At 61.0% G+C, this 24,817-nt stretch carries 21 protein-coding genes; 11 read left to right on the top strand and 10 right to left on the bottom strand.

Annotated features, from left to right (window positions below; translation table 11 throughout):
• Positions 1–19: 19 nt before the first annotated feature.
• The 8 genes from I8E17_RS26580 to I8E17_RS26545 form a co-directional block, all read right to left on the bottom strand.
• On the bottom strand, positions 20–1,318 hold the full coding sequence (locus I8E17_RS26580; RefSeq protein ID WP_069614105.1) for a D-tagatose-bisphosphate aldolase, class II, non-catalytic subunit: 1,299 nt from the start codon (positions 1,316–1,318) through the stop codon (positions 20–22).
• Positions 1,315–2,268, bottom strand: a complete 954-nt coding sequence (locus I8E17_RS26575; RefSeq protein ID WP_069614104.1) for an SIS domain-containing protein — start codon at positions 2,266–2,268, stop codon at positions 1,315–1,317. The genes I8E17_RS26580 and I8E17_RS26575 overlap by 4 nt, the downstream gene beginning before the upstream one ends.
• Before the next feature lie 12 nt (positions 2,269–2,280).
• On the bottom strand, positions 2,281–3,138 hold the full coding sequence (locus I8E17_RS26570) for a carbohydrate ABC transporter permease (RefSeq protein WP_069614103.1): 858 nt from the start codon (positions 3,136–3,138) through the stop codon (positions 2,281–2,283).
• A complete protein-coding gene (locus I8E17_RS26565) occupies positions 3,138–3,992 on the bottom strand; it encodes a sugar ABC transporter permease (protein WP_229002272.1) in 855 nt (284 codons plus the stop codon). The genes I8E17_RS26570 and I8E17_RS26565 overlap by 1 nt, the downstream gene beginning before the upstream one ends.
• Positions 3,993–4,051: 59 nt before the next feature.
• On the bottom strand, positions 4,052–5,308 hold the full coding sequence (locus I8E17_RS26560) for a sugar ABC transporter substrate-binding protein (protein ID WP_069614101.1): 1,257 nt from the start codon (positions 5,306–5,308) through the stop codon (positions 4,052–4,054).
• The gene (locus I8E17_RS26555) at positions 5,301–6,299 is read right to left on the bottom strand and encodes a BadF/BadG/BcrA/BcrD ATPase family protein (protein ID WP_069614100.1); all 999 of its coding nucleotides are present in this window, start codon (positions 6,297–6,299) and stop codon (positions 5,301–5,303) included. The genes I8E17_RS26560 and I8E17_RS26555 overlap by 8 nt, the downstream gene beginning before the upstream one ends.
• Entirely contained in the window at positions 6,296–7,090 is a 795-nt protein-coding gene (locus I8E17_RS26550) for a DeoR/GlpR family DNA-binding transcription regulator (protein ID WP_112721648.1), read from the bottom strand. Before I8E17_RS26550 ends, I8E17_RS26555 begins: the two co-directional genes overlap by 4 nt.
• A 188-nt stretch (positions 7,091–7,278) precedes the next feature.
• Positions 7,279–8,595 carry an alpha-glucosidase/alpha-galactosidase gene (locus I8E17_RS26545; RefSeq protein ID WP_069614098.1) on the bottom strand — a complete coding sequence of 439 codons (1,317 nt, stop codon included), beginning with the start codon at positions 8,593–8,595 and terminating at the stop codon, positions 7,279–7,281.
• A gap of 110 nt (positions 8,596–8,705) precedes the next feature.
• On the opposite strand from I8E17_RS26545, the gene I8E17_RS26540 reads away from it, so the two are divergent.
• Positions 8,706–9,608, top strand: coding sequence for a helix-turn-helix domain-containing protein (locus I8E17_RS26540; protein WP_113366163.1), 903 nt, complete (start codon positions 8,706–8,708; stop codon positions 9,606–9,608).
• Here the strand turns inward: I8E17_RS26540 and I8E17_RS26535 are convergent.
• Positions 9,597–10,673: a LacI family DNA-binding transcriptional regulator gene (locus I8E17_RS26535; protein WP_113366164.1), complete on the bottom strand. Its 1,077-nt coding sequence runs from the start codon at positions 10,671–10,673 to the stop codon at positions 9,597–9,599. The genes I8E17_RS26540 and I8E17_RS26535 overlap by 12 nt on opposite strands.
• A 220-nt stretch (positions 10,674–10,893) precedes the next feature.
• On the opposite strand from I8E17_RS26535, the gene I8E17_RS26530 reads away from it, so the two are divergent.
• From I8E17_RS26530 to I8E17_RS26500, 7 genes are all read left to right on the top strand, one after another.
• Entirely contained in the window at positions 10,894–11,847 is a 954-nt protein-coding gene (locus I8E17_RS26530; protein WP_069614412.1) for a sugar phosphate isomerase/epimerase, read from the top strand.
• 59 nt (positions 11,848–11,906) lie between these two features.
• On the top strand, positions 11,907–13,139 hold the full coding sequence (locus I8E17_RS26525; protein ID WP_069614096.1) for an ABC transporter substrate-binding protein: 1,233 nt from the start codon (positions 11,907–11,909) through the stop codon (positions 13,137–13,139).
• A 68-nt stretch (positions 13,140–13,207) separates the two neighbouring features.
• Positions 13,208–14,095, top strand: coding sequence for a sugar ABC transporter permease (locus I8E17_RS26520; protein ID WP_069614095.1), 888 nt, complete (start codon positions 13,208–13,210; stop codon positions 14,093–14,095).
• Positions 14,095–14,979, top strand: coding sequence for a carbohydrate ABC transporter permease (locus I8E17_RS26515; protein WP_069614094.1), 885 nt, complete (start codon positions 14,095–14,097; stop codon positions 14,977–14,979). The genes I8E17_RS26520 and I8E17_RS26515 overlap by 1 nt, the downstream gene beginning before the upstream one ends.
• Before the next feature lie 4 nt (positions 14,980–14,983).
• Positions 14,984–16,066: a sn-glycerol-3-phosphate ABC transporter ATP-binding protein UgpC gene (gene ugpC, locus I8E17_RS26510; RefSeq protein ID WP_069614093.1), complete on the top strand. Its 1,083-nt coding sequence runs from the start codon at positions 14,984–14,986 to the stop codon at positions 16,064–16,066.
• A gap of 30 nt (positions 16,067–16,096) precedes the next feature.
• A complete protein-coding gene (locus I8E17_RS26505) occupies positions 16,097–17,749 on the top strand; it encodes a GMC family oxidoreductase (RefSeq protein WP_069614092.1) in 1,653 nt (550 codons plus the stop codon).
• A gap of 451 nt (positions 17,750–18,200) precedes the next feature.
• Entirely contained in the window at positions 18,201–19,493 is a 1,293-nt protein-coding gene (locus I8E17_RS26500; RefSeq protein ID WP_069614091.1) for an NCS2 family permease, read from the top strand.
• A gap of 148 nt (positions 19,494–19,641) precedes the next feature.
• On the opposite strand, the gene I8E17_RS26495 is transcribed toward I8E17_RS26500, so the two are convergent.
• Positions 19,642–20,127 (bottom strand): ureidoglycolate lyase, encoded by a 486-nt coding sequence (locus I8E17_RS26495; RefSeq protein ID WP_113366165.1) that lies wholly within the window; start codon positions 20,125–20,127, stop codon positions 19,642–19,644.
• Between the two features lie 475 nt (positions 20,128–20,602).
• Here I8E17_RS26495 and uraH point away from each other — a divergent pair, with 475 nt between their 5' ends.
• The 3 genes from uraH to xdhB are packed head-to-tail and all read left to right on the top strand — an operon-like array spanning position 20,603 to position 24,813.
• The gene (uraH, locus tag I8E17_RS26490) at positions 20,603–20,968 is read left to right on the top strand and encodes a hydroxyisourate hydrolase (protein WP_069614089.1); all 366 of its coding nucleotides are present in this window, start codon (positions 20,603–20,605) and stop codon (positions 20,966–20,968) included.
• A 2-nt stretch (positions 20,969–20,970) separates the two neighbouring features.
• Positions 20,971–22,455 carry a xanthine dehydrogenase small subunit gene (gene xdhA / locus I8E17_RS26485; protein WP_069614088.1) on the top strand — a complete coding sequence of 495 codons (1,485 nt, stop codon included), beginning with the start codon at positions 20,971–20,973 and terminating at the stop codon, positions 22,453–22,455.
• A gap of 3 nt (positions 22,456–22,458) precedes the next feature.
• Positions 22,459–24,813, top strand: a complete 2,355-nt coding sequence (gene xdhB, locus I8E17_RS26480) for a xanthine dehydrogenase molybdopterin binding subunit (RefSeq protein WP_069614087.1) — start codon at positions 22,459–22,461, stop codon at positions 24,811–24,813.
• Positions 24,814–24,817 lie beyond the last annotated feature (4 nt).

The raw sequence follows: 24,817 nt of genomic DNA, 5'->3' as shown, positions 1-24,817 counted from the left end.
GCAAACGCGCCAAGGCGACCTATGCGATCGTGGCCGCGGAATAGGGTTCCAGGGCCGCATCGATAGCCGCGATGCAGAGATCGCGCGCCCGAGGCGGAACCTTCCTTGCGACCACTGCCGGATAGACCCGGCCGAGATACTGGCTGATGAGCGTTTCCGGAATATCGCCCTCGAAGCGCGCGAACAGGGTCTCGACTGCCGCGGCCGCCTTCTCGTTCGGCCAATAATAGCGGATGCGATCGCTATAGCTGAAATGGCGCTGCAGGCGCTGTTCCTCGGCCGAGCCGCCATAATGGGAATTCCAGTGACCTGGATTTTCGAGCATCAGGGCCTCCATTGTGGCATAGATCGTATCAGGCGGAGCCCTTCCGGCGAGAACCGATGCGATGGCATCGAGGCCATAGAGCGCCTCCCGCAAGGCAAAGGTCAGGCCCGGGCCGACCTTTAGGATCGCGAAACCGCCCTGCACGAGGGCGGCGAGCGCGTCCCCGGGCTGATAGTCCGTGGAATGCGCCTCAAAGAGCAAGCCAGGCATTTGGTCGAGAGCGCCAATCAAGCCATCCGCGCGATCGGGTCTGTAAAGGACGACATTGGCATTGCCGAACTCGACGCCGGGCTGGACGACGATGGCGATCACCCGCTCCAGGGCGCTTTCGACACCGGCCTTGGCGAAGGCGGCACGATGCACCGCCAGCGTGTTTATCGCCGCCTCTGCTCGCGTCACCTCAAGCTCGTCGAGGGCGTGGGTGGCGCCGCCCGGCGGCGGGACCTCGGTTCCGATAATATAGACCGGTGGTCGGAGGCCGGAGCGACGAGCGGCCTCTTCCGCCACGCGGGCGAGCCGCGCGGCACGTTCCGCCGTCAGTTCGTCAGCCAAGGCGACGGGCTCGCCCGCGCAGCCCATCGAGGTATCGAGATGGATCTTTTCGAAGCCCGCCTCGATATAGGTGGCGATCATCGCTTCGGCCTTCGCCATTGCTTCCTCCACGGGAAGCTTCCTCCACGGGTTCGGCCCGAGATGGTCGCCGCCCAGGATAAGGCGATCGATGGGAAGGCCGACCGCGACGGCGATCTCCTCGACGAAACGGCGGAAATCGCGGGGCGTCATCCCGGTATAGCCGCCGTCCTGATTGACCTGATTGCAGGTCGCTTCGATCAGCGCGACCGCCCCTTCCGAAGCCGCACGCTTGAGCGCCGCCTCGATGACAAGCGGATGCGCGGAGCAAACGGAGGTGATGCCGTGCGGCAGTGTCTTGACGCGATCGCCGAGAAGCTTTTTCAGCGCCGCACGGCGATTATGTTCGACGGAGGCGTTCATCCGAGCATCACAACCTTGGTCAGATGACGGGGCGATACCGTATCGACACCCTTCGACTGTGCTGCCCGTTCGCCGAGAATCTGCAGAGCCGGCAACACGCAGAGGCCAGCGAGCGCCGGATCGCAATCGACAGTCAGTTCCAGATCGCCTGGACCGCCAAAGCCGATGACGGCCGCTCCCTTTTGCCGCAACTCCTCGATCAGCAGCGCTTCCGCCGCCTTCTGATCGGCGCTGTAGAGCATGACAACAGCGGTATTTTCATCGACGAGGCTGATCGGTCCATGGCGGTATTCGAGCGGATGGAAGCCCTGGGTGACGACCTGGCTCATTTCCATCAGCTTCAGCGCACCCTCCAAGGCAATGCCGTAGAGCGATCCGCTGCCGAGGAAAACGAAATGCGAGCGACCTTCGATGATCTTCGGAAGAGCCGCGTCGAGCTGATCAGCCAGACGGCGTGCCGATTGGGTGATCGAGGGCGGGATCTCCGTGCCGACCATCTGCATGCCGAGAAGCAGCATCAGGCTTGCCGAGACCGTCATGACGATGCCTTCATCGCTATGGGTCGCCGCTTCGATCAGCCGGTCGCAGTTCTTGGCAAGCGAGCTTTCGGGCTCGACCGTGATGGCGGTGACGAAAACGCCGGCCTTGCGGCTTGCCTTGGCGGCGGCAACGGTTTCCGTCGTTTCTCCGCTGCGCGAAAGGGCCACCAGATGGGCCTTACGCCAGCGCGGCCAGACGGCGGCTGGCCGGTTCAGCCATTCCGCACCCGGTACGGCAATCGCCGGATAGCCGGCAAGATTGGCGTGAGCCGCAAGCGACAAAGCGAGATTGTAGGATGTGCCGCAGCCCAGAAAAACCGTCAGTTCGGCTTCTTGCGGGGCGGAGACCGGTCCGATCGCTTTTTCCCAATAAGGGAATTGCTCGAAGATCACCTTTTCCGTCGTATTCATATCAGCTCCGATTTACTTGACCGATCCGGCCAGCAGACCGCTGACGAGGTATCGATTGAGAAAGATGACGACCAAGGCGGGAATGATGATGGCAATCGATCCGCTTGCCGTGATCAGCCCATAGTCGATGAAGTTCTTGGTGACGAATTCGGGGATCAGCACCGTCAGGGGCTTCGTCGCCTGCGGCGAGAAGATGAGCGGGACGAGATACTGCCCCCATGCGCCAAGAAAGGTTAGAATTGCCGCCGCCGTCAGGCCGGGACCGGCAAGCGGCAGGACGATGTTGAAGAAGATGTAGAGCCTGCCGGCGCCATCGAGCTGTGCCGCCTCCTCAAGCGCGATCGGCAATGCCTCGAAGACGCTGCGCAAGAGCCAGAGCGACAGCGGCAGGTAAGCCGAGACATAGATCAACGCCACGCCCACATAGGTATCGACCAGATGCAGGCCGATCATGATCCGATAAAGCGGAATGAGCACCGCATAACCGGGGATTGCGAGCGTCGCGACGACGGCGGCAAACAGAAAGCCCCGGCCGGGAAACTGGATCCGCGTGAAGGCATAGGCGCCGAGTGCCGATATCGCCACGCAAAGAAGCGTCGCGGCCACCGAGGTGACGATGCTGTTGATCAGTGCCGCGCGAAACTGCGACCAGACCTGGACTCCGCCGATCCTGGCAATATCGATGCCGAAGAGGCGCGAGAAATGGTCCAGCGTGAAATGCTGCGGAAAGAAATGGATCGGTCTAGCCGAAAAGTCCTCGGTCGGAGTGATGGAGCTTGCAAGCGTCCAGTAGATCGGCCCGAGCGACCAGATCAGGAGAACCGCGACACCGGCCCAGATCAGCAAACGATAGGAAAGGCTCTGTTTCATCAATCAAACCTGGTGTTGCGATAGACCCGCAGGACATAGACGAGCGAAACCAGCAGCGAGACCAACGTGATCACGAGAGACAAGGCCATGCCGTAAGAAAAACGCAGGTTCTGGAAGGTCTCGAGATAGATCTGGACAAGAACCGGTCGCGTCTCGAGGCTGGAACCCGCCAAGACCCAGGCCTCATCGAAGAGGTTGAATGCATTGACGGTCGCGTTGGTCATGGCAACGGCAATGGCGCTGCGCACCAGCGGAAGCGTAACAAGGGCGAACATCTGCGTGCGCGTGGCACCATCGATGCGCGCGGCTTCATAGAGATGAGCGGGTATGCTCTGCATGGCGGCCAGCACGATGACGACGGTCAACGGCATCATGCGCCAGACATGAACCACCGTGACGGCGATGATGGCGCTGGTGCGATCGTTGAACCAGACGTGGTTTTCAAATGGCAACCCCACGGCCGATAGAATGCCGTTCAGCAATCCCGCGCCGGGCTGATAGATCCAGAGCCAGATCACCGCGTTGACGACACCGGGCAACGCCCAGGGCAGGACGACTGCCGCGAGCAGCCATTGCCGGCCAACCTTGACCTGATTGATGAGAGCGGCGGCAAGCACGCCGAACACCGTCTCGGCGATGACCGCAAGCACGACATAGAGAAATGTGTTGATCCATGTCGTACCAAGCGCCGCGTCGGAGAACATGCGGGTGTAGTTCTCCAGCCCGACGAAAGGCGTTCCCGCCTGCATCGGATTGACCCTGTGCAGGCTGTCCCACACCGTTCTTCCGATCGGGTAGAAAACAAGGGCCGCCATCGTGATCAGGATCGGCGAGACAAGCAGGATAGCCAGCATGGTGTCGGCCTTGACGCCAGCACCACGCCTGCTCCCGCCATTGGCGGAGACTGCGATTGTCATTGCGCCGATGCCTGCTTTGCCGCTTCGGCGATGTTCTGCATCGCCTGATCGACGGTGACCTGGCCCTTCGCCGCGCTATTGATGGCCGTATTTACCGCGCTGGAGAATTCCGGATACCAAGGGGGCGTACCCTGCGGGAACAGCGGCTCGACGGTCTTCGACTGCGCGACCAGCGTATCACCGCTCAACAACTGGCCGGCGGAATTGAGCTCGGACAATGCCGAGGTGCGGGTCGGTAATGCGCCGTTGGCCGCGTTCTTCTTCTGGAACTCCTTGCTGGTGAACCATTTGACGAAGGCGATGGCGGCTTCCCTGTTCTGCGAAACGCGAGGGATGGCGAGTGCTTCGGGAAGACCGAAGCTGCGGGTCTCGCCGCTTGCGGTCGGCACCAGAATCGCCTCGATCTGGCCGGCCACTTTCGACTGCTTGGGATCGTTCATCTGACCGATCCTGCCCGGCTCGCCCGAGATCATGATGCTCGTGACGCCCTGGGCAAACATGCTCTCATTGATCTGGCTGTCCTTGAGGCCGGTGGAGGCGGGATCGACGAGCCCCTCCTTCAGCAGCATCAGCTCGAAGGCGAGTGCCTTGTAGCCGGCCGAATCCTTCGAGACGAAAAGCGGCTTGAAATCCTTGTCGAACAGTTCGCCGCCGAAGGCTTTCGTCAGCAGATACCAGCTCGTGGACGCGCCTTCGGTCGCCGAAAGCGGCAGGCCGATCGGATAGGTTGCGATCTTCTTTTCCTTGATCTGCTTGGCCGCTGCGACAAGTTCGTCGAGCGTCTTCGGCATTGTCGTGATGCCCGCATCGGCGAAATGCTTCTTGTTGATCAGCATGACGCGGAAGTCGTTGGTATAGGGCACGCCGAGCAGATTGCCGTTGACCGTGAAGATCTTGGAGACACCGATATCCTTGACCGTATCGGCGTCGATCACGTCGTTGAGCGGCAGATACCAGTCCGCGGCGCTGAACTGGCCGGTCCATGACCAATCGAATTCGGTGACATCGGCCGGCGCTGTTCCCGCGATCAGCGAGGTGACGAGCTTGGGACGGATATCGTCCCAAGATAAGGTTTGCATGTTGACGTGGATGCCGGTTTCGGCTTCGAAGTCGCCGGGAATGTTCGGCGCCTGCGGCGAAGGCATAAGCACCGTGATCGATTGACCGGCAAGCGGTTTCGCATCCTGAGCGAAAGCCGGAACGGCGGCAACGAGCGCCGCCAGAGCGACGAATGGCAAAGTAAATTTACGCATGTTCCCTTCTTTCCTTGTTATTGAGGTCTGCTTCACCTGAATGCACCGCTGCGGTCTTTACCGTTGCGGCGATTTGCGTGATCCAGCCGTCATCCACCGGCCAGTCGAGGAGTCGGGCGGCCGCCAGGAGGGCGCCGCCGATGGGAGGAAGCTTCGGGCTCACGGCCGGGCGACCGATGCGCCGCTCGAGCGCGGCTAGCAGGGCGCGGCTTGCAAATGTTCCTCCGGCATGGGTCCAATCTGCCGACGGATCGCAATGCGGCGCTATGGCGTCGACATGCTTTGCCAGTTCGGAGGAGGCCTGTTCGATGAGTCGCTTGGCTGCTGCGTCACCAGCGCGCGCAACGCGATCGACAAGAACAGAAAGGGCTGCGATCGCGGCGCGAGGGTTTTCCAGTTCGCTCACCCATCCTCCCAGCGCATTGACCGGGTCGATGCTGTCGAGGTTCAGGAATTCGAACATGGCCTTCGCCAACGCGGTCGGACGTGCCCGCCCGTCGAGGCTCTGGCTGACGAGGCTGAGAGCTGCCCGCCCGATCCAATAGCTGCTGCCCTCGTCGCCGATGACATCGCCCCATCCGCCGACGCGCGCAGATGCACCAGCGCTGTTGCGTGCCCAGGCCATCGAACCCGTTCCGGACAGGATCAGAATACCAGGCTTTCCGGCGAAGGCGCCGAGATGAGCCGCATCGACATCGTTGAGAACATGCCGCTTGGCCTTGGGGAAGCTGGTCTCGATAGCCTCGCGCTGCCGTTCCGACAGGTGGGCGACCTCACCATAGGCCGGCAGCGCGGCGGCGACGGCGGCCGGCTGCTCCCGCTCCAGGAAGGGGTGCAGGGCAAGATCCAGTTCGCGCCGCCAGTTCGGATTGTCCATCGGATTGACGCCGCCGCTCCGCGTCATCTGGAGTACGTTGCCGGCTCTATCAACAAGCGCGGCCAGCACCTTGCTGCCGCCGCCATCGATGCCGAGGATCAGCTCGTCGTTCATTCCGGCGCTCCGAGATCCGCGATTGTCATCTCGACGCCGAGGTTGACGAGTTCGCCGCGCCAATGGGCGGAAAGACCCGCATCGGTTATCACCTTGGCGGCACTCAGGGGAGCGACCTTATAGGTCGCCATCGTGCCGAATTTGGAGGAATCGGCGAGCACGAAACGGTTCGCGGAGCGGCTGAGCATGCATTTATTGAGGCTCGCTTCGGCGCTGTCGACACTATAGATCGCGCCATCCGGGCTGATGGCGCTCGCGCCGAGGAAGAGCTGATCGAACCAGATGCTCTCGAGCATCGCTTCGGCCTGCGGCCCGACGAGCGAAGCGTTTTCGCTGCGAAGCTGGCCACCGAGCAAGACGACGTCCAGATTGGGAATATTAAGGAATTCCTGCGCCACCGTCAGGCCATTGGTGAAGATGCGAAGTGGGATCGGGTTGAGGCGGATAAGACGCGCGAGCTGCAAGACGGTGGTTCCAGCATCGAGAAAGATCGCCGTGCGCGGGCTCAGCAAATCGTAGGCAGCTGTTGCAATTGCACGTTTGGCCGACAGATGCCGCTTGGCTCGCTCCTGAAAGGCAAGCTCCACCGAGGAGCCCTCGGCGATGCGAGCGCCGCCATGTACCCGGTCGATGGCGCCTTCCCGTTCGAGCACCTGCAGGTCCCTGCGCACCGTTGCCAGTGAGGCGCCGATGGCGTCCGCGAGCGCCTGGATGGTCGAAAATCCGTTCGCATAGAGATGACTGCGAATAGCATCGAGACGATCGACTTTCACTCCCCCGGCCTGGCTCAACGAAGGTTCCTCTTTCGCAATTGCTTCTATTTCGCTCAAACTTCCACCCAATAAGATCAATGTCAATCAGAATTTTGATCTTTTTTGATTTAGTCTTGAGATCACCTCAAACCAAAAAATGCGAACGCGCGGCCTCCTCTGCTGAGGAGACCGCGCTTGGGAATTACCGTCGCTGAAGACGTGGTGGGCTAGTGATAGGCGGGCAAAAGACTGCCGTGCTGCTCAATCATATCATCGACAAGCGTCCATATTTGATCGGGGGACAGTTCCGCCGAGGTGTGCGGATCAAGTAGGGCCGCCTGATAGATGCGATCCCGTTTCTTCGTCAGTGCCGCCTCGACCGTCAGCTCCTGCACGGAAACGCTTAAACGCATGACGGCTGCGAGCTGCGAAGGTATCCGCCCGATGCGCATCGGCTGGACGCCGTTGTGATCGACATGGCATGGAACTTCGACGATGCACGCGTCGGGCAGGTTTTGGATCAGTCCATTGTTCGGGACATTTCCGTAGATCAGCGCGGGCTGCCCGGTGACTGCCGCATGAATGATGCCGGCCGCGTATTCGTTGCTCCGGCAGACATCGATCGGCTTGCCGCCTTCAAGGTCTCGACGCAACTCGTGCCACTCGGCGATCTGGACCTCGCAACGGCGGATATATTCATCCAGGGGAATGTTGAGCCGCTCTATCAGATCGCTACGGCCTTCCTTGATGTACCAGGATGTATATTCCGAGAAATGCTCGCTCGATTCCGTGACGAAGTGGCCAAGCCTTTTCAAAACGTCGAAACGCACCCGATCGTCAGCGGGAATGCGTCCTTCTTCGGCCAGAGCGCGCAGACGCGGGTAGAGGTCCTCGCGACTGCCGTCGGCGTGCAGCTTTTCATATTTGAGAAAGAAGGCGACATGGTTGATGCCGGCCGAGAGATAGTTGATATCGGCGACATTCTCGCCGAGGCAATCGGCAAGATGGGCGGCCGTGTGCTGCACGCTGTGGCAAAGCCCGACGGTGCGGATGTGGGGCGCGATCTCCTTGATCGCCCAGCAATTGATCGCCATCGGGTTGACGTATTGCATCAGCAGGGCCTCGGGGCACATGTCTTCCATGTCACGGCAGATTTCTTCGAGAACAGGAATGGTGCGAAGCCCGCGGAAAATACCACCGATCCCGAGCGTATCGGCTATGGTCTGCCGGAGACCATGCCGTTTCGGGATCTCGAAGTCAGTCACCGTGGCCGGCTTATAGCCGCCGACCTGCATCATCAGGATGACGAAATCCGAGCCTCTCAGCGCTTGCCGGCGATCAAGCGACGCCTCGACGCGCACCTTGTCGAGATGAAGCGCCTCGCAGAGCCGGCGGGCAACGATTTCGGATGTTTTCAGGCGCTCCGGATCGATGTCGAAGAGGCTGATGACGTAATCGCCACCCCTCTGACTGGAAAGGACGTCGCCCAGAATATTCTGGGCAAAGACGGTGCTGCCGGCACCGATCAGGCAGATCTTTGGCATGAAGGGATCTCCGCTTGGAATAGCTTTGAGCCTCAATGCCTCTTTCAATTCGGAATTTCCTCCTGCTATCAATGAAATTATTCCCGGATTCGCGCCACCAGATAGATCCCATGCCGAAACCCAGCCATTCCCTCGAGCGCGAAGCTCTCATCACATCCGCCGGCGGCTTTCTGATCGAGCGGCACATCGCCGATGCCATGAGCGCTGCGCATTGGCACGACCATGTCGAGCTGAACTTCCTCATGGAAGGGCAGATGACCTATATCTTCAATGGGAGGCAGGAGCAGGTCGAAGCGGGGCGACTGGTGCTTTTCTGGGCCGCCATTCCCCACAGGACGATTGCAGTCACCCCTGGTGCGCCACTCATCTGCATCTATCTTCCGCTCGTCGATTTCCTGAGTCTGCCGATCGAGCGTAGCGTGCGGCAGTCGATCATGCAGGGACGGTTTTCGGCCGACAGCCGCCCCTACCCCGCCGACGCGATGCTCCTGGCGCAATGGGTGGCCGATTGGGAGCATGGCGACATGGCTCGGCGTCGGCTGATCCTCGACGAGGTCAAGCTCAGAATACGGCGTTTCGTTCTCGATGCTCCCGACGACAACCATGACTACGCCCGACGGCGCTCGGTACCGGCCGTCAGCATCGCCGTGCAGCGCACCGAAACATTGACGGACCTTATTCATACCCGTTATTGCGAACCGGTAAGCCTGCCGATGCTGGCGGGGCTCGCCGGCATCCATCCCAGCACGGCCAACAAGCTATTCCGCAGCGTATTGGGCATCTCGGTCAACGAATATCTGACGCGCTATCGCCTCGCCCGGGCGATGCAGCAGCTCGCAGAAACCAACAGCCCGATCCTTCAGGTCGCCTATGACTGCGGCTTCGGGTCCAGCAGCCGGTTCTACGACATCTTCAAACGGCGGACCGGAACGACGCCGAGACTGTTCCGTTCGTCGCTCGGACGGGATGGAGGCGCCGATGATAGCGATGCAATGCCGTTCCTAACCATTTGACGGCGCCGGACCAAAGCTCTCGCGCCGAATGAGCTTGCTTTCGATGACATGACGCAGGGCCGTTGCCTTATCCGGCGCGTCGATCCGCTCCATCAGCAAGCTCACGGCCATCTGACCCATTTCCTCCACCGGCTGTTCGATGGTCGATAATGGCGGCATCGAATATTCGCAGACCGGAGCGCCGTCGAAGGATACGATGGAAAGATCTGTCGGAATTTTCCAGCCCATGCGTTGAACGCAACTCATGAAGGAAATCGCCATGTCGTCGCTCGTGGCAATGACGGCCGTCGGCTTCAAGATGAGATCGGCAAATTCCGCCGCCGCGGCGACGCCGATCTGGAAACCATGCTGATAGTCGAGGCTGCCGCCGGACCTGACGATCGCGGTCTCCGGCAGACCCGCGGCGGCAAGCGCTTCAACGGCGCCCCGATAGCGTTCATTGTCGTGATAATTGCCCTCAGGGCCGGCAAGATAAAGGAAACGGCGGTGGCCAAGAGCAAGCAATTCGGCCGTGGCCTCGCGAACGGCCTGCCGATCATTGGTCACGACGCTCGGCAGGGCCGCGTGGCTCATATCGAACAAGAGCGAGACGATCGGCAGGGCCGAATCCTTCAGTGACCGACCACCGTGGACCGGTAGATCCGAGGAGAGAATGATGGCGCCACGGACCGTGCCGCCGAAAGCCAGATCGAGGATATGGCGCTCGGAAGCCTCGTCGCGATCGAGGTTGGCAATCATCAGGTGATAGCCGTTCTGGCTCAACGATCGGTTTATCCCCTGCAGGACCAGGGGAATGACCTGCGAGACACCGTAATAAAGCGAGCCCGGCAGAATGATCATGACGACGTTGGACTTGCCGACACGGAGCCCCCTCGCCATGGCATTGGGCGTATAGCCGAGCTGCTTGGCGGCGGCATCGATCTTGGCACGCGTCTTTTCGTTCACGCGGCCGGGATTGGCAAGCGCCCGGCTCACCGTCGAGATCGCGACGCCTGCCAGCCGAGCGACGTCGGCCATCAAAGGGCCGGAATGCTCTTCTGCCGGCAGATTCTTGTTATTCTTCACTTTTTGGCGTCCTTCCCAATGCCTGTTGCGCGGGATGCTACGGCAATCCCAACCGTTTAGCAAACGTTTGCCAAAAATCACTTGCATATAAAAACGACTTGTCTACTATCTAGGCACGGCAAACGTTTGCCACTTACAGTGCATTGAAATCATTATGGATTATGGGCCGTGGACCGTGGTTCCGCGAGCGATCTTCCATGTCTTAGGAACGGATAATCTCATGACCTCTACGGAACGGCTGCGTTTTGGTGTCGATCTCGTCACCTTTTTCCACCCCGGATTTTGGGGCGTAGAGGATTATGACGGCATCATCGCGCTATCGTGCAATGAACCGCGCGCCTTCTGGGACAAGATACTGGATGCCGTGCAAGCCTCGGGCGTCACCGGCGTGGAGCTGACCTTCTCGCCCTTCAACTGGCAGGACGCGACGAAGACCTATGGTTCGGTCGAGAACTTCGCCGCCGAGCTTTCCAGGCGTGGGCTCACGCTTGCGAGCGGCTTCTTCGCGGAACTCGAAGCCGCCGGTGATTTTACCGAGGCATCCGCCCAGGCGGCCATCATCGACAAGGCAGAAAAATATGCCGAATTCCTCAAGGCGTGCGGCAGCGATGTCATGGTCATCGGCGCGCCGCTTCGCCAGACGCTCGGCGCTCAGCCGGTGCGGTTCTTCGATTTCGAGCAGGCGCGCAAGATTGCCGATTTCCTCAATCGCCTCGGCGCCGCTCTTTACACCAAGGGTGTGCGGCTCGCGCTCCACACCGAGGCGCATTCGATTTTCGCGGCAGCGCGCGATGTCGATCTGCTGATGCTGCTGACCGATCCTGCCTACGTGCATATGTGCCCGGATACGGCGCATATCATCGTTGCCGGCTCCGATCCGCTGCAGCTTGTCGATCGTCACCATGAGCGCGTCATCATCGCCCATTGGAAGGATGCGCTTGGCCCGATGCCCGCCGATACCGTGATCGACGAACATATCCATGATCGCCATCGCCCCTATTTCTGCGGCTTCGGCCTTGGCCGCGTCGATTGGCCTGGCTGGGCCAGGCTGCTGCGCGACCGCGGCTATGAAGGCTGGGCGATACTCGAGCTGGACGCGGCGCCCGATCCGGTCGGCGATATCGCCAACGGGCTGACGCTCGTCAGACAGGCGCTCTTGCCAATTTATCGCTGATACCAACGATCCGAAAACGAATAGCCCCGCCAAGAGGGCTTTCCTGAAGAGGTGGAACGATGAAAGACATAGTGAAAATGCTATTGATGGGAGCCGTGCTTTTTGCGGCCTCCATCCCTGCCCATGCGGAAGACAAGCCGCAGGCTGAGGTAATGACCTCCTGGACATCAGGCAGCGAAGCCGCCGCCCTTAACGTCGTCAAACAGGAGTTCGAAAAGCGCGGCGGTACCTGGAAAGACTCTTCCATTGCCGGTTTCGGCGCGGCCGATGCCGCTTTCCAGAACCGTCTGGTCGCCGGCGACCCACCGACCGCAAAGCAGGCCGTGCTCGGCCTTGCCAATGCCGATTTCGTCAATCAAGGACTTATGAACCCGATCGACGATCTGGCGAAAGCCGGCAAATGGGCCGATGTGCTGCCGAAATCGATCTACGACCTCATCACCTATAACGGCAAGGTCTACCTCTCCCCGACCGGCGCCCATGGCGAGAGCTGGGTATTCTATTCCAAGGATGCCTTCGCCAAGGCTGGCGTCGCCGAGGAGCCGAAGAGCTGGGACGAATTCTTCTCGGCACTCGATAAGCTCAAGGCCGCCGGCATTCAGCCGGTCGCCTGGGGCGGCCAATCCTGGCAGGAGGCCAAGGTCTTCAACATGATCCTGCTGACGCAGGTCGGCATCGACGGCTTCCTCAAGATCTATGTCGACAAGGACAAGGGCGATGCATCGACAGCGGGCGTGAAGAAGACGCTGGATATTCTCGGCAAGCTTCGCGCCTATGTCGACGAGGGTGCCGCGGGCCGCAACTGGAACGACGCGACCGCCATGGTCATCACCGGCAAGGCCGGCGTGCAATTCATGGGCGATTGGGCCAAGGGCGAATTCGTTGCGGCCGGCAAGAAACTAGGCAATGATTATGGCTGCATGCTCGCACCGCAATCGCCAGGCACGGTCTATGTCGCCGATTCCTTCTCCTTTCCGAAGATCGCCGATGCGTCCGCGCAAAAGGGTCAGACCCTGCTTGCGGAGGTCGCCATGGATCCGGCCGTGCAGGTCGAATTCTCGCTGAAGAAGGGCTCGGTGCCGATGCGCACCGACGTCGACAAATCCAAGCTCGATACTTGTGCGCAAAAGGGCCTCGAGTTGATGAGCGCCGGCAAGATCGTGCCGGATCAGGCGCTGATCCTTTCGCCGCAGCAGGCCGGCGCTCTCAACGACTTCGTCGACGAGTTCTGGACCAATCCGTCCGAGGACAGCGCCTCAGGTGCGGAGAAGTTCTTCGCGATCTTCGAATAGTCTTCCAGCGAGCCGATCCTCCAATTCCGGTCGACCGGCTCCGCCCATCCTTTCGAGAAAGTTTGCCTATGCAAACCAAGCGCAGACGTCCCCTTGCTGCGACCTTTGCCCTGCTGCCGACATGGATTGCCGCGATCGTCGTCTATATCGGCACCATGGTCTGGTCGGTACGCCTGTCCTTCACGGATTCGACCATTTTCCCCTCGTCCAACTATGTCGGCTTTGCCCAATATGCCAAGCTGTTCCGGACATCGCGATGGCTCGCGTCCCTGGAAAATGTGCTGATCTTCGGCCTTCTCTACGTCGCCGGCTGCCTTGCTCTCGGCTTCGTGCTCGCCGCGGCGCTCGATCGCAAGGTTCGCTTCGAAAGCCTGTTTCGCACTATATTCCTTTACCCCTATGCCATGTCCTTCGTGGTTACCGGCCTCATCTGGCAGTGGATGCTGAACCCGACCTTCGGCATTCAGGCGACCGTCAGGGCGCTTGGCTGGCAGAGCTTCGTCTTCGACTGGATCGTCAATCGCGACATGGCGATCTACACTGTCGTCTTCGCCGGTGTCTGGCAGGGCGCGGGTCTCGTTATGGTTATCGCCCTGTCGGGCATGCGCGGGATCGGCGAGGAGCAGTGGAAAGCAGCCCAGATCGACGGGATTCCGGTCTGGCGCATCTATACCTCGATCATCCTGCCGCAACTCGGGCCGGCGCTTGCCGCATCGGGCATGCTGCTCTCCATGGGCGTGATCAAAACCTATGACCTCATCGTCGCGCAGACCGGCGGCGGTCCCGGCTATTCGACCGAGGTGCCGGCAAAATTCATCATGGACAATCTGTTCGAGCGCCAGAACCTCGGCCTTGCGAGCGCCGGCGCCACCGTGCTCGTGCTTTCGGTCGTCATGGCCGTCGCACCGTTTCGCTACGCGCTCCACATGCGCGCCAGAAGAAGAGGAGCACATTGATGGCGGCCCCTCATCCCCGCGGTCCCAAGCCGTCTAGGCTCACGGCTGGTCAGATCGGGCTCTATGCCTTCCTCATTCTGTCCGCGCTCTTCTTCCTGCTGCCGCTTTATACGATGCTCATCACCTCGCTGAAGACGATGGAAGAAATCCGCCAAGGCCGCATCTTCGCCTTGCCTGATATCATCGACTTCAACGCCTGGAAAACCGCCTGGTCGGGCGCCTGCATGGGCACGCAATGCCTGGGTGTGCGCATCGGCTTCTGGAATTCGGTCAGGATCACGGTGCCGGCAGTCGCGATTTCCGTCTTCATCGGCGCGATCAACGGTTATGCCCTCTCCTTCTGGCGGCCGAGAGGCTCGAACCTGCTGTTCGGGCTTCTGATGGCCGGAGGCCTTATCCCCTACCAGATCTTCCTCTATCCGCTGGTCCGGCTGCTCGCCAATCTCAGCCTTTATAACTCGGTGGCGGGCGTGGTCCTCGTTCACGTGATCTTCGGCCTGCCGCTGGTGACGCTGCTGTTTCGCAACTATTTCGTCGCCATTCCCGAGGAACTCTGTAAGGCGGCTCGCGTCGACGGCGCCGGCTTCTGGCGAATCTTCCTCGAGATCATGCTGCCCATGTCGGTGCCGATGATCGTCGTCGCCTCGATCTTCCAGTTCACCGGAATCTGGAACGACTTCCTGATCGGCCTGGTCTTCGCCGGACGCGACAACCTGCCGATGACAGTGCAGCTCAACAACATCGTCAACACCACCATGGGCGAGCGCGCCTACAATGTGAACATGGCGGCCACCATTCTGACCGCCGTCGTCCCGCTCGCCATCTATTTCTTCTCCGGCCGCTGGTTCCTACGTGGTGTCGCCGCCGGCGCCGTCAAGGGGTAACGCCATGCAGCCTGCCGTCTCGGTCAAGGATCTCAAGATCGCCTATGGTGATCACACCGTCATCGACAACCTGTCGATCGACATCGCTCCGCGCGAATTTGTCGTGCTGCTCGGACCTTCCGGCTGCGGAAAGTCCACCCTGCTCAACTCGATCGCCGGCCTGCAAGATATCAGCGACGGCGAGATCTGGATATCGGACAAGAACGTCACCTGGGCCGAACCGAAGGATCGCGGCATCGGCATGGTCTTCCAATCCTATGCGCTCTATCCCCGCATGTCGGTGCGCAAAAATCTCTCCTTCGGCCTGCGCGTGGCGGGTCTTCCCAAGACCGAGATCGAGGCGCGCATCGCCCGCACGGCTTCGCTTCTCCACCTCGACAAGCTGCTCGACCGCCGCCCCTCGGAATTATCGGGCGGCCAGCGCCAGCGCGTCGCGATCGGCCGCGCCCTTGTACGTGAGGTCAATGTTTTCCTGTTCGACGAACCGCTATCCAATCTCGACGCCAAGCTGCGCAACGAGTTGCGCGTCGAGATCAAGAAGCTGCATCAGAGCCTCGGCAATACGATGATCTATGTCACGCATGATCAGGTCGAGGCGCTGACCCTTGCCGATCGCATCGCCATCATGAAGGACGGCGTGATCCAGCAGCTCGCCAGCCCTTCCGAGATCTATCATCGCCCGGCCAATCTCTTCGTCGCCGGTTTCATAGGGGCGCCGGCGATGAACTTCATCGAGGGCGAGATCATTTCGAAGGCGGACGAGCCGGTCTTCGAAAGCAACGGACTTGCCATCACCCTCGCCGGCTACCCCTTCCTCAGCGCCGTCAACGCAGGTCCCGCCACACTTGGCATCCGGCCGGAGCATATCGCGCCGAATGGCGCGGACGTTGGTTGGCCTACCCTTCCGGGCACTGTCTCTGTCGTCGAGCCGATGGGCGCCGATACCGTGCTGTGGTTCGACTGGGCCGGCCAAAGCCTCTCCTACCGCGTCATGGGAGATGCCGCGCTCCAGCCGGGTGCGACGATCACGCCCGGACTCGATATCGCCAAGGCCTCCCTCTTCGGCGCCGACGGCGCCCGCCTCTAAGACCACTTCCACAGCATACGGAAATTATCCATGTCTCAGACTGTCTATGACGCGCTGGTGATCGGCTCCGGCGCCGCTGGCTCCTTCGCCGCCAAGGAATTGACTGCCCAAGGGCTATCGGTGCTGCTGCTCGAGGCCGGACCGGCGGTGACACAGAAGGATTTCGATCCGAACAGCAAGAAGGCGCCGGCCAGCAGCATCAATATCTGGGAGCGCGCCCGCGCCACGCTGAAGGGTCAGCCGATCCAGGCGCGCGCCGCCTTCTTTACCGAGCGCTTCAGCCATTTCTTCGTCAATGATCGCAAGAACCCTTATACGACCCCCAAGGATGCACCGTTCCTGTGGATACGCGGCCGCCAGGGCGGTGGCCGCCTGCACAGCTTCGGCCGGGTGTTGCTGCGCTGGACGGATGATGATTTCAAGATCCGCTCGAAGACGGGCAAAGGCGTCGACTGGCCGGTTTCCTATGCTGAGCTCGCGCCCTATTATGCCGAGGTCGAAGCGAGCCTTGGTCTCTATGGCAACGAGGATGGCGTGGAGACATTGCCCGACGGCGTCTACGCCCATCCGGCGAAGCTGACGCCGGCCGAAGAAATCTTCAAGACGGAAGTCGAAGAACGCTGGCCGAAGCGGCATGTCGTTTCCTGGCGCTATATCGCGCCCGATGCCGAACGAACGCCGAAGCCGCTGCGCGAGGCGTTGGCGACCGGACGGCTGACCATCCGCCATGACGCCATCGTGCGGCGTATCACCACCGACGATGCCGGCGGCCGGGCGACGGGTGCCGAGTTCATCGACCGCACGACCGGCAATGTCGAAGCCGCTCGCGCTGCCCTCGTCGTGCTCTCGGCGTCGCCGATTGAAAGCGTGCGGCTGCTTCTCAATTCGGCCACGGCTCGCCACCCCCATGGGCTCGCCAACAGCTCGGGCGCCCTCGGGCGCTATTTCATGGATCAGCTTCCATGCCTTGCCTTCGGCTCCTTCTCCAAGGCGAAAGGATGGGCGACCGATGATTCCGCGCCTGTCGATCCCTTCTACAATCCATCCGGCGGCATCTTCGTGCCGCGCTTTGGAGAGGGCGACACAGGCCGCGGTGATTTCGACTATCAGGGAAGCATCGGTCGGGCACCGACACCGGATGACGAGCCTTCACGACTGGCCTTCTTCGGCTTTGGCCGCATGCTGCCCTATGCCGACAATCGCATCACGCTCGATGCAGGGCGCAAGGATGCCTGGGGAATCCCGGTGCCACATATCCGATGCGTCATGGGCGAGGAGGAACATGCCCTGCTGCACCGGCAGGAAGAGGTATTGATCGACATGGTGCGCGGCGTCGGCGGCGAGCTGGAATTCATCGGCTCGCCCACCGGTTTTAGGGAGATGGGCCGTGGAGCCTTTCCCGAGGCCGATCCGTTCAGCCGCTTCATGTTCCGCAGATGGTTCCGCAAGACCATGTGCATGGGCGCCGCCATCCATGAAACCGGTGGCGCGCGCATGGGCACATCGAGGAAGGACTCTGTGCTCAATGCCCATAACCAGAGCTGGGACATCCCCAACTTGCTCGTGACGGATGCTTCCGCCTTTCCGGGCAGCGGCATTGCCGGCACCACGCTGACCGTGATGGCCCTGACCATCCGCGCCTGCAGGAACATCGCCGATCGATATCGCGCCGGACAATTATGATCGGGCGCTTCGTTCGGATTAGCAGCGCAACTTCGGTCGACCTCCATTTCAGATATGGAGGCTCGCCACACTCATCCTTGGCCGCCGTCTGCGCAGCCTTCGCGGTTTCGCCATCCGACGGAAATAGTTTGGCTTTGTCACCTTGCCCCTGTAAATATCGTGCATATCTTTCTGCTGAGTTGCATCGAGCGATTGTGCAGGATGAACGGGTGGGTTCGACCACTCCGTAACGGCGTCCAACTCAGAAGAAATTCGCGCCGAAATAGCTTGAAAAATTAGAATGTCTTTCGCCAATTGCAGGGAAATCCGGCTCTAGCGCGCAAAGCCATTTAAAGCGCACAATCCCCCCTCGCCACGAAGCGTCGAAAACCGCTTCTCGCGCCAGCATCTGGAGGAGATGCGGGACAAGCCCCATGATTTGACGAGCGTCGGGAACGCTTAGGGAGGAACAATGCTTGAACGACTTTTCAAATTGAGTGAGCACGGCACGTCCGCGCGCACCGAACTCATTGCCGGCGTGACGACATTCCTGACGATGTCCTACATCATCTTCGTCAATCCCGACATTCTGTCGACGACCGGCATGGACCGCAACGCGGTCTTTGTCGCCACCTGTCTCGCAGCCGCGCTGGGTTCGATCGTCATGGGACTCGTCGCCAATTGGCCGATCGGCATGGCACCGGGCATGGGGCTCAATGCCTTCTTCGCCTTCACCGTGGTTTCGGCTCTCGGCTTTACCTGGCAGCAGGCGCTCGGCGCGGTCTTCATTTCGGGCTGTATTTTCGTCCTGTTGACGGTAACCGGCGTGCGCAGCTGGCTGATTGCCGGCATCCCGCATTCGCTCAGAAGCGCGATTGCTGCCGGCATCGGTCTCTTTCTGGCGATCATCGCGCTCAAGAGCGCCGGCATCGTCGTCGCCAACAAGGCGACCCTCATTGGCCTCGGCGACCTCAAACAGACCGGTCCCCTTCTCGCGATCTTCGGCTTCTTCGTCATCGCCGTTCTCGACGCGCTGAAAATAAGAGGTTCGATTCTCATCGGTATTCTCGCCGTCACCATTCTCTCCTGGATCTTCGGCGTCAGCGAGTTTCACGGCATCGTTTCGGCGCCACCGTCGATCATGCCGACCTTTTTGCAGCTCGACATCGTCGGCGCTCTCCATGGCGGCCTGGTCCATATCATCCTCGTCTTCGTGCTCGTCGAGGTTTTCGACGCCACCGGGACGCTGATCGGCATTGCCAAGCGGGCGAACCTGATCCAGGAAGGAAAGCCGAACCGCTTGAGCAGAGCTTTGCTTGCCGATAGCGCGGCAATCGTCGCCGGCTCGCTGATGGGCACGAGCAGCACGACGGCCTTCGTCGAAAGCGCGTCGGGCGTCCAGGCCGGCGGTCGCACGGGCCTGACTGCGATTACCATCGCCGCCCTCTTCATTGCCGCCCTCTTCTTCTCGCCGCTCGCGGCTTCCGTGCCAGCCTATGCGACGGCTCCGGCGCTGCTCTATGTCGCGGGCCTGATGATGCGCGAGCTGACCGAAATCGAATGGGATGACCTGACCGAAGCGGCACCCGCGGCAATCACCGCGCTTGCGATGCCCTTCACCTACTCGATCGCCAACGGTCTTGCTTTTGGCTTCATTACCTATGTGGCCGTGAAAGTCTTCACCGGCCGCTGGTCGATGCTGCATCCGGCAACACAGATCGTCGCGGCCCTGTTCGTCGTACGCTTCGCCTTCTTCGCGGATTGACGGCGGAATGATTTCAAGGCCGGGTCGTTCACTGAAATGACCCGGCCTTTGGCATTCCGCAGATTGCGAGGAACGGGAACCACTTTGACAAATAAGGGGCGCTGCAACCGCAGCGCCCCTTATTCTGTCTGCACCGATCGAGATCCGATCAGCGGATCAGGAACGCCTCGTCATAGAAATGCTCCTCAAGATTGACGCCTTTGCCGCCGCGATCCACAACGATGAAATCCGAGATGCCGTCGAGGGGCGTCAGGATGCCGTGCCAGACGTTGCGCCAGATATTGACGCCTTGTCCGGGTCTGGTTCGGAAAGCCATGGGCTCACCCGGGCCACTGTCCGTCTCCGGCGCGGCCACGACGAGGAACGGATTGCCGGTCAGCGGCACGAAGGCCTGGCTGCCGAGAGGGTGCCGCTCCACCATCTTCAGTTCCATCGGCAGCGCATAGGGTTCGCCGCGCAGCCAGCTGATCATCGTGCGTGCCTCCTCACCAATCGCTTCGACCTTTGCGAGATCATGATAACGAACGCATTTCCCGGCGTTGATGGGGAAACTTTGTGCCCCCTCCATTTCGATGACATCGCCAAAGGGCGCGAATGCGGCTCTCGTCAGCGGCTGAATTTCGATCACTTTCATTCATGGTCTCCCGTTTCCATTCTCCGAAGTCATCTCTTCCTCAATCGACGACAGCCGCCATGCCGCGGCTATTTCCATGGTCGATCATTCCCGACGCTGATCACCAAGACCACGGCATCGGATTCTCCTGCCGCAAGCGCCTCTACCCGATACACAACAGGGTCGGCCGAACATCGGCGTGCTCATCACGTCCGCCATGCAACGCGGAAACCTGCATTTTCATCAAATGCATATCGCGATACCGGCACGTATTTCGCGACCTCAGCGCATGCGAAGCGCGCAAGCCGTATTCATCCATCCCGCCGTGACATCGTATGAAACGCTCCTCCAAACGTTTCGATATCCAATGTCTAGCCGCAAATCGCGCGTGCCATTCCCCTTGGAAATTTTGAAAGTCTCGAACGTTACAGCTGCTTTTCATGGGAATGGGCCTGGCGGATAGTAGAAAAAGGAGCGCTACGTTCGGGAGAAGAATATGCAGTCTCATTCGCCAGGAGCCGGACGGCTCACGACCCACGTCCTGGATACGGCGCTTGGCAAACCTGCGGAAGGCTTGCGCATCGAACTCTACCGGATCGAGGGCGATGCACTGCACCTCCTGAAGTGCACCGAAACCAACGACGACGGTCGCTGCGATGCGCCGCTACTGTCAGGCGAAACCATGCAGGCCGGCACCTACGAGCTGCGCTTCCATGCCGGTGACTATCTCGGCCGCACATCGGCGAGCCCGATGTTTCTGGACATCATCCCGATCCGGTTCGGTCTCGCTGATGAACAAGCGCACTACCATGTGCCGCTGCTCCTCTCGCCCTACAGCTACTCCACCTACCGCGGGAGCTGAAAATGACATCGACGACAATCCGCTCCGAACTTCGTTTCATTCTCAACGGCCGGGACATCATTCTTACCGACGTCGCACCGGACCAGACGCTGCTCGACTGGCTGCGCCTTTCCCGCTCGCTGAAGGGCACCAAGGAAGGCTGCGCCGAAGGCGACTGCGGCGCCTGCACGGTGCTTGTGGGTCGGCTGACGCCGGCGGGTGGCCTCATCTATGAGGGCGTCAACGCCTGCATCCGCTTCCTCGGCTCGCTTGATGGCTGTCATGTGGTCACCGTCGAGCATCTCGCCCCGAGCGACGAACACCTGCATCCGGTGCAGCAAGCGATGGTCGACTTTCACGGATCGCAATGCGGCTTCTGCACGCCTGGTTTCGTCATGTCGCTCTACGGACTTTGGATGCAGACGCCGAATCCCACGGATCAACAGATCGAAACGGCGCTCCAGGGCAATCTCTGTCGCTGCACCGGCTATGAACCGATCTTGCGCGCCGCCCGCTCCATCTCCCACTATGGCGGTACGCAAGACGACCCGCTGCTGATCGAACGCGAAACCATGATCGCGCGCCTGCAGGCCCTTCGCGATGGCGCCCGCGTCGAAATCGGCGAGGGTCGTAATCGGCTTATCGTGCCTGCGAATCTTGATGACTTCGCCTCGGTTCTGGAAGCATCGCCGACGGCGACCGTGGTGGCTGGCTCGACCGATGTCGGCCTCTGGGTCACCAAGCAGATGCGCGATATCACGCCGGTCGTCTTCATTGCCGGGCTGCAGGAGTTGAAATCGATCGAGGTGCAAGACGGCGTGATCAGCATCGGCGCCGCCGTCACCTATTCGGAGGCGATCGCGACGCTGTCGCAGCATGTCCCGGCGCTTGGGCCGTTGATTACCCGCATTGGCGGCCAGCAGGTGCGCAACATGGGCACGATCGGCGGCAACATCGCCAACGGCTCGCCCATCGGCGATACGCCGCCGGCGCTGATCGCGCTCAACACGTCGCTGACCTTGCGCAAGGGCACCGTCCGGCGCACCATCGCGCTTGAAGACTTCTTCATCGCCTATGGCAAACAGGACCGCCAGCCTGGTGAATTCGTCGAAGCCATCCATATTCCGGTTCCTGCAGCCGCGGCGAAATTCGCCATCTACAAGGTGACGAAGCGCCGGGACGAGGACATTACCGCCACGCTCGGCGCCTTCCGGCTGGTACTTGGCGAAGATGGCACCGTTGCCGAAATCCGGATCGCCTATGGCGGCATGGCCGCGACGCCGAAACGGGCCTTCGCAGTCGAAAAAGCGCTGCTCGGCCAGCCCTGGAGCGAGAAGACCGTGGAGACGGCAATGGAGAAATATGCCGAGGATTACGCGCCGCTGACCGACATGCGCGCCACGGCGGAATATCGTGCGCTGGCTGCCAGAAACCTTCTGCTGCGCTTCTACCTGGAAACGACGTCCAGTGCGGCGCCGGCGCAGGTATCGAGATACGAGGCCGCGTAAGACATGAACAAGCACACTCCCGATCTCAAGCCCGAAACCATCATTGGCGGCGTGCATTCCAGCCCGCGTCATGATTCCGCCCACAAGCATGTCTCCGGTGCCGCCGTCTATATCGACGACATCACCGAACCCACGGGCACGCTTCACGCCGGCCTCGGCCTGTCCACCGTGGCGCATGGCACCTTGAAATCCGTCGATCTGTCAGCCGTGCGCGCCGCCCCCGGCGTCGTTGCAGTACTGACCCATGAGGACGTGCCCGGCGTCAACGATATCTCGCCCTCCTATATGAACGACGACCCGGTGCTTGCCGCCGGTAAGGTCGAATTTCACGGTCAGCCGATCTTCTGCGTGATAGCCGAAACGCGCGAGCAGGCTCGCCGCGCCGCACGGCTGGCAAAGATTGACTATGAGGAACTGCCTGCTGATATCGACATCTGGGATCTCGCCGTTTCCACCCATAGGCAGGTGGTTACACCGCTGACGCTGAAACGCGGTGATGCGGCGGCCGCCCTTGCGGATGCGCCGCGGCGCGTGACGGGCCGTATGCGGCTTGGTGGCCAGGACCATTTCTATCTCGAAGGCCAGGTCTCGCTTGCCGTACCCGGCGAGGACGACGAGGTCGCCGTCTATTGCTCCACCCAAGGGCCGAGCGAGACGCAGCACATGGTTGCCCATGCGCTTGGCGTGCCGAGCAACGCTGTCACGATCGAGGTTCGCCGTATGGGTGGTGGCTTCGGCGGCAAGGAGACGCAGGCAAACCAATGCGCGGCAATTGCCGCGATTGCCGCCAAGAAGCTGAAGCGCGCCGTTAAAATCCGGCTCGACCGCGACGAAGACATGGTCGCGACCGGCAAACGGCACGATTTCGCCATCGACTACGATGTCGGCTTCGACGACGAAGGCCATATCCTCGCCGTGGACTACACCTTCGCGCTTCGCGCCGGCTTCTCTGCCGATCTCTCGGGTCCGGTCGGCGACCGTGCGCTGTTTCACTGCGATAATGCCTATTTCTTTCCGCATGTTCATGCAAAATCGGCGCCGCTCTATACCAATACCGTCTCCAATACGGCCTTTCGCGGCTTCGGCGGTCCACAGGGGATGGTCGGCGCCGAACGGGTCATCGACGAGGTGGCCTTCGCCGTCGGCAAGGACCCGCTCGAAATTCGCAAGCTGAATTTCTATGACGCAATGGGCGTCGACGGTGAGCGCAACCTTACCCCCTACCACCAGAAGGTCGAGGATTGCATCATCCAGCGCATCGTCGCCGAACTGGAGGAAAGCGCTGACTATGCCGGACGCCGCAAGGCGATCGCCGAGTTCAATGCCAACAGCCGCATCGTCAAGCGCGGCATCGCGCTGACCCCGGTGAAATTCGGCATCTCCTTCACCAAAACGGAGTCGAACCAGGCCGGCGCGCTGGTGCATGTCTATAGCGATGGCTCCGTGCACATGAACCACGGCGGCACCGAAATGGGACAAGGCCTGCACCTGAAGGTGGCGCAGGTCGTGGCGGAAGAGTTCCAGATCGATCTCGACCGGGTGAAGATCACGGCGACGACGACGGCCAAGGTGCCGAACACCTCGCCGACCGCGGCCTCCTCGGGTGCCGATCTCAACGGCATGGCGGCGCAGAACGCCGCGCGCCAGATCAAGGAACGGCTGATCGCTTTTGCCGCCGAAAGCCACCAGGTGCCGCGCGAGCAGGTGATGTTTCTGCCGAACCGCGTGCGCATCGGCGATATCGAAATGCCCTTCCCCGATCTCGTCAAGAAGGCCTATATGGCCCGTGTCCAGCTTTCGGCGGCCGGCTTCTACAAGACGCCGAAGATCCATTGGGACCGCAAGGCGGGCTGCGGCCATGCCTTCTACTACTATGCCTATGGCGCGGCGTGCTCGGAGGTGTCGATCGACACGCTGACCGGCGAATATGTCATCGAACGCACCGATATCCTGCACGATACGGGCCGCTCACTGAACAAAGCCATCGATATCGGCCAGGTCGGAGGCGGCTTCATCCAGGGCATGGGCTGGTTGACGACGGAGGAGCTCTGGTGGGACGGCAAGGGGCGGCTTCGAACGCACGCGCCCTCGACTTACAAGATCCCGCTTGCATCCGACCGGCCAAAGATTTTCAATGTGGCGCTAACCGATTGGTCGGAGGCCCATGAGCCGACGATCCATCGTTCCAAGGCGGTCGGCGAGCCGCCGCTGCCGCTCGGCCTTTCCGTCTTGCATGCCCTTTCGGATGCCGTGGCGAGCGTCGCCGACCACAAGATCTGCCCGCGTCTCGACGCGCCGGCGACACCCGAACGGGTGCTGATGGCGATCGAGCGTCTCAAGGCGGCGAAGAAGGAGTAAGATC

It is taken from the genome of Rhizobium sp. AB2/73, assembly GCF_020871915.1.
GTDB classification, from domain to species: Bacteria; Pseudomonadota; Alphaproteobacteria; order Rhizobiales; family Rhizobiaceae; genus Rhizobium; species Rhizobium dioscoreae.
This window is presented reverse-complemented; position numbering and strand designations above follow the sequence as displayed.